8 protein-coding genes are annotated in these 4,492 nt (G+C 29.3%); all 8 read right to left on the bottom strand.

Annotated features, from left to right (window positions below):
* Positions 1-107: 107 nt before the first annotated feature.
* Complete coding sequence (locus tag IC173_RS19995) at positions 108-365, bottom strand: phage holin family protein (RefSeq protein ID WP_167653770.1); 258 nt, start codon at positions 363-365, stop codon at positions 108-110.
* Between the two features lie 16 nt (positions 366-381).
* The gene (locus tag IC173_RS20000) at positions 382-612 is read right to left on the bottom strand and encodes a hemolysin XhlA family protein (protein WP_021360944.1); all 231 of its coding nucleotides are present in this window, start codon (positions 610-612) and stop codon (positions 382-384) included.
* A 31-nt stretch (positions 613-643) separates the two neighbouring features.
* Positions 644-781, bottom strand: a complete 138-nt coding sequence (locus tag IC173_RS20005; protein ID WP_095904959.1) for an XkdX family protein — start codon at positions 779-781, stop codon at positions 644-646.
* 1 nt (position 782) lies between these two features.
* Positions 783-1,082 (bottom strand): hypothetical protein, encoded by a 300-nt coding sequence (locus IC173_RS20010; protein WP_095904958.1) that lies wholly within the window; start codon positions 1,080-1,082, stop codon positions 783-785.
* Between the two features lie 27 nt (positions 1,083-1,109).
* On the bottom strand, positions 1,110-2,384 hold the full coding sequence (locus tag IC173_RS20015; protein WP_227856187.1) for a hypothetical protein: 1,275 nt from the start codon (positions 2,382-2,384) through the stop codon (positions 1,110-1,112).
* Positions 2,385-2,398: 14 nt separating this feature from the next.
* A complete protein-coding gene (locus IC173_RS20020; RefSeq protein ID WP_227856188.1) occupies positions 2,399-3,205 on the bottom strand; it encodes a phage tail protein in 807 nt (268 codons plus the stop codon).
* A 15-nt stretch (positions 3,206-3,220) separates the two neighbouring features.
* A complete protein-coding gene (locus tag IC173_RS20025) occupies positions 3,221-3,838 on the bottom strand; it encodes a YmfQ family protein (protein WP_227856189.1) in 618 nt (205 codons plus the stop codon).
* The coding region (locus tag IC173_RS20030; protein ID WP_227856190.1) for a baseplate J/gp47 family protein at positions 3,831-4,492 on the bottom strand (662 nt) is incomplete at its 5' end. The genes IC173_RS20025 and IC173_RS20030, both read right to left, overlap by 8 nt.

A 4,492-nucleotide genomic window follows, 5' to 3' on the forward strand; every position in this document is an offset into this window, starting at 1 on the left:
TATTACTTTATATCCTACATTCCTAGTTTCTGTTGACTCATTTATTTTACCTATAGCTCCACTTCCTGGTCCTGTTTTTGTATGTCCACAATTTATACCTATTTTCATTATTTTTCACCATCCTTTAATTGTTTGTAAGTTTGATTTATACCTATTGATATACCCCAACAAATTACTCCTTGTAAGACTGCACTAGGATTTAGTCCTAACATCCATATTGAGAAACCTATCCCAAGTGCTAATAACACTACTGGAATATACTTGTTATCTAATTGTTTATACTTCTTACATCCTGCTCCTATAACATAAAGAGCAGCAACTAAAATTAGCAACTGCTCTGGTATGAAACTTATTAAATTATCCATTTATTTTCCTCCTAATTTAAAATATTCCTCTCTGTATTGCAAATATAAAGAACCCTACTAGAGTTGTAATCATTGTCCCAATTAACCACTTTAACATGCTTGTAAGTGAATTTAAATTCTCACATAGTGCTTTTAACTCTGCTTTAGACTCTATATTCGCTATCTTTAATTCGTCTATTTCATCACTGTGTCTGTTTATTCTTATTTCATTTCGTTTTATTTTTTCTTTTATAACTTCTTCATTCATGCAGGCCTCCTAATTTTTGAATAAAAAAAGACTATGCTATATAGTCCTCTCCTACAATTTCTTTATATTCTATTGATGTTATCTTATTCTTTGCAACTGCCATTTTAACTTGTTCTTTAGTCCAGTTCCCATTTCTGTAGAAGTCTGTTATTATCTTATACCAATTCATACTATATCACCCCATTATTCATTAATTGAAATGTTAAATCTGCTATTGTTTGTTCTGTAGAATTTACTTTATCTTCTATACTACTTTTAATATCTGTATATCTATAGAAAACTTCTTTAGTATCTATATTTATAAATAACTTCGCCTCTTTATTCTCTGTGTATTTTTGAATTGGTAAACTCTCTACCAAAATGCCTTGTTTTAAATCTTCATCTGATAGTAAACTTGGTTCATAATGTATCATACCAACATATTTTATATTTTGTTCCTCTGTACCCATTAAATTTCCTAAATAAATCATAATTTAAAATTCCTTTCGTTAATTTTTCTATTTAAGTCCAGCTTTATAACTTTTTGAAAAAACTAATGTTGATGTTGAAGTGAAATCAGTTGGATAGCTATATCTATAAAAATAATTATTAGCACCCGAATAATCAAAACACCAAATTCTATCATCGTGAGTTGCATCTATAGTTATTAACTCAACAAATACAAATTTTCCTTCGCTTGTTGCAAAATTTTCTATAGTCTGACAATCATTAGATATTTTATAAAAAAAATGTTTAGCAATATAATATATATTATCTTTACTATCAATTAATGTTCTACCAAAAGTCTCTGAATTATTAATACTAATACTCCATATAAACTTACCATCTTTAGATAATTTTACTAAGTGATTAGTCCAATCACATACATAAATATTATCTTGACTATCTACAGTAATTGAGTAAATTGGTAATGTTTTAGAAAGATAATTATATTCCCAAAGTAATTCTCCTTGTGGAGAAATTTTTTGAATACCTTTAGGTGGGTCGATTCTATATCCATATCCACCTAAAATTATATTCCCTTGACTATCTGTTGCTATTGCTGTTACATAATTTGTAAAACCTGCATATTCAAATAACAAACTTCCATTTGGAGATACTCTTTGAACTTTTTTGTCATATCCTCCAGTTGCTATATATCCCTCCTTATCAATAGAACAACATAATAAAGGTTGAGAACCAGCTATATTTAGTGACCATATTACTCCTCCATTTGAATTTAATTTTTCTATGCACCTTTCAGAGGAATAACATATTATTATACTATTATCCCTTTTATCGACATTTACACAATCCATAATGTTATTATTGAGATTATGCTCCCAATACTTACCTGAGTTGGAACAACTTCGTTTGATAAGTTTTTTATTATCAACACTTATTAACAAGTTTTCTGAACTATCTATATCTCTTAAACGTACTTTACCTTTCATATCAGTAGAATATTCAGTATCAATGTTTATACTAGTAAGATTTGTTCCGTATGTTTTGACACCATTTATTGTTCTACTTGTATAATTACGATAAATACAATTATATTCCTTAGACATTGTAACCCCATCAGAATCTCCTACCATTTCTTCTAAAGTTTCTATAGTTTTTATTTTTTCAGACAATTCTCTCAACGTATTTTCTTGTGTTACATTAAACTTTTTTGCTATTAAAGTATTAGCAATTTCATTTTTTATTGTCTCAATTTCATTCACTCCACTTTCAAATGAAGTCATAAGTTGATTTAAGTTCGCACTATTTGGCAGCTTATTAATTGTCACTTAATCACTCCTTTTTATAATATATCTACAAGTTTATTAAAAGCTTTGATACCTTTAGTCTTTTTGTCATTTACTTCTTGCATCACTTCTTTTAATGCTCCTTCAACATTATCACTTTCAAATAAATTATCTGTATCTTTTATACTTGTTTTTTCTGCTGTTGTTTCTATACTATCTACACTAGTTTTCACCTCATTTAATGCACTAACTATATTTGTTTTATCTGTTGTTTCAAGTAGTGTTGTATCTCCTATTTTATTATTAATCTCTGTCTTAGCAGTTTCTAGATTGCTTGTTAACTCTGTTTTAGTTGTATCTATTTTAGTGTCAATGGTATCTATTTTAGCCTCTAAATCTTGTAAATCTTTTAATGTAGCAAAAATTATCGTAGGGTCAATTTTAAGCTCTATATTATTAACATTAGATACAACAAAAATAGTTTTTACTTTCATGTCAATTACTGCTCCATCTTCCAATCTAGGTTTGTATGCTGACCTATATTTTGATATAGCAAGTAAATTACCTTCTGTATCTAAATAACCTATTTCTCTAACTACAAAACCTCCAACACTTGCAGGAATAAGACTTTCTAAGAGTAAACAATTAGACATAGCTTTGTCAGTTGTGACATTTCCTACCTTACCTTCCCAAACTACATTTTTGAGTACTGTTTGCTCTTCTGTTGGATTATATTCACTTCCTGCACCGTCTCCAAGTTGAATCTTAGCAAAGTCAACTTTTTCTCCTACTATACTTGCATTTGCTATCTTAGCCTTACCTATATTTGTTAATATCGTGTAATAACTTTTATCTGTAGCCAAACTACCACCTCCTATCTAATAAATTGTAATCTCTTGGTATCCAAATCCATTACCACTAATTATATTAATTTCCCCTTGAGTTTCAATATCACTAGGTGACCAAGGGTAAATTGTAATTTCATGTCCTGTTATTGTAGTTGCACCAAAATACATACCATTATCTTTACTAACTAAAACTCTAGTGTAGTCAAAACTCATGTTGCAAGGTTTGATGCTGCTTACAAAAGAATGAACTTCCTCAAACCAATCTTGATTTCTTGCATCACTTTCTAAATGTATGTTATAAGTAGCATTATTTATAGTTAATTCATAGTTTCCTTCTCCAACTATACTATCTAACCAATTTCTTAAAAATCTCTCTGAGTAAGGCAACTTACTTATATATCTACTAAAAATCCTAAACCTTCTATCTTCTAGACTCTCATTTGATTTAGGAACTATAGACATTATTTTTTCCCATCTTTTAACTCCACTTATAGTCAAATCCTCTAAAAACTGGTCATTTAAGACATCATCTAATTTATCATGTAGTGTTTTAATTTCTTTGTTATCTGCATTAAATGCTTTTATATATTCTTCTTTATCTTGCAGAATTTGTGGTAAGTAACTTATTAGATTTATCTCTTTATCCAACTACCTCACCTCTTACTACTATTGAATCTTTATTAACACTAAAATTTGATGCAACATCATTTATCATAGTATTTGCAATATCTAATACTCCATCTATACTTAACAGGCGAGTTTCTATCTGAGATATACGAACTATTAAGTTCTCTTCATCTTCCCAACTCATATTTAACTCATTTAAATAGTCGTCAATTGCTTCCTCTGCTATAGTCTTTATATTCTCCCAAGTATAGCCACTTTTATATGTTATTTCTGCTGATATATTTATAGTTGTACTTGTTACTCCTTCAACTGTGACTCGGTGTCCAATCGGTGCTAATCCTAAACCTCCTCCTTTTGGGTTCGGGTCAATTTCTTCTTGTACTAGATTAACTAAATCACTAGATGGTACTTTGAAGTTAGAGTTAATTATTACTAACTTAACAGTTCCTCCACCATTCCAAACAGGATAAACCTTAACTCCTCCAACATCTTGTATTTTGTTAACTTCATCTTTATAATTTTGTATATTTCCACCAAATGATTGTGAATTTAAACTATCATAGTATCTTTGTCTTAAACTGTCCTCACTCTCTTCATCTTCTCCATTTATTAGTATTTCAGTTAACTCAGCAGTTTCAAGACCACCTATATATTCAATTGGAATCAACTGGCCAA

Origin of the sequence: Clostridioides sp. ES-S-0048-02, from assembly GCF_020658495.1 — a bacterium.
Classification (GTDB): domain Bacteria; phylum Bacillota; class Clostridia; order Peptostreptococcales; family Peptostreptococcaceae; genus Clostridioides.

What these genes read in the sequence shown, in the direction of transcription:
- IC173_RS20000 (WP_021360944.1), bottom strand. Translation starts at nt 612, where the DNA reads ATGAATGAAGAAGTTATAAAAGAAAAAATAAAACGAAATGAAATAAGA.
- IC173_RS20010 (WP_095904958.1), bottom strand. Translation starts at nt 1,082, where the DNA reads ATGATTTATTTAGGAAATTTAATGGGTACAGAGGAACAAAATATAAAA.
- IC173_RS19995 (WP_167653770.1), bottom strand. Translation starts at nt 365, where the DNA reads ATGGATAATTTAATAAGTTTCATACCAGAGCAGTTGCTAATTTTAGTT.
- IC173_RS20005 (WP_095904959.1), bottom strand. Translation starts at nt 781, where the DNA reads ATGAATTGGTATAAGATAATAACAGACTTCTACAGAAATGGGAACTGG.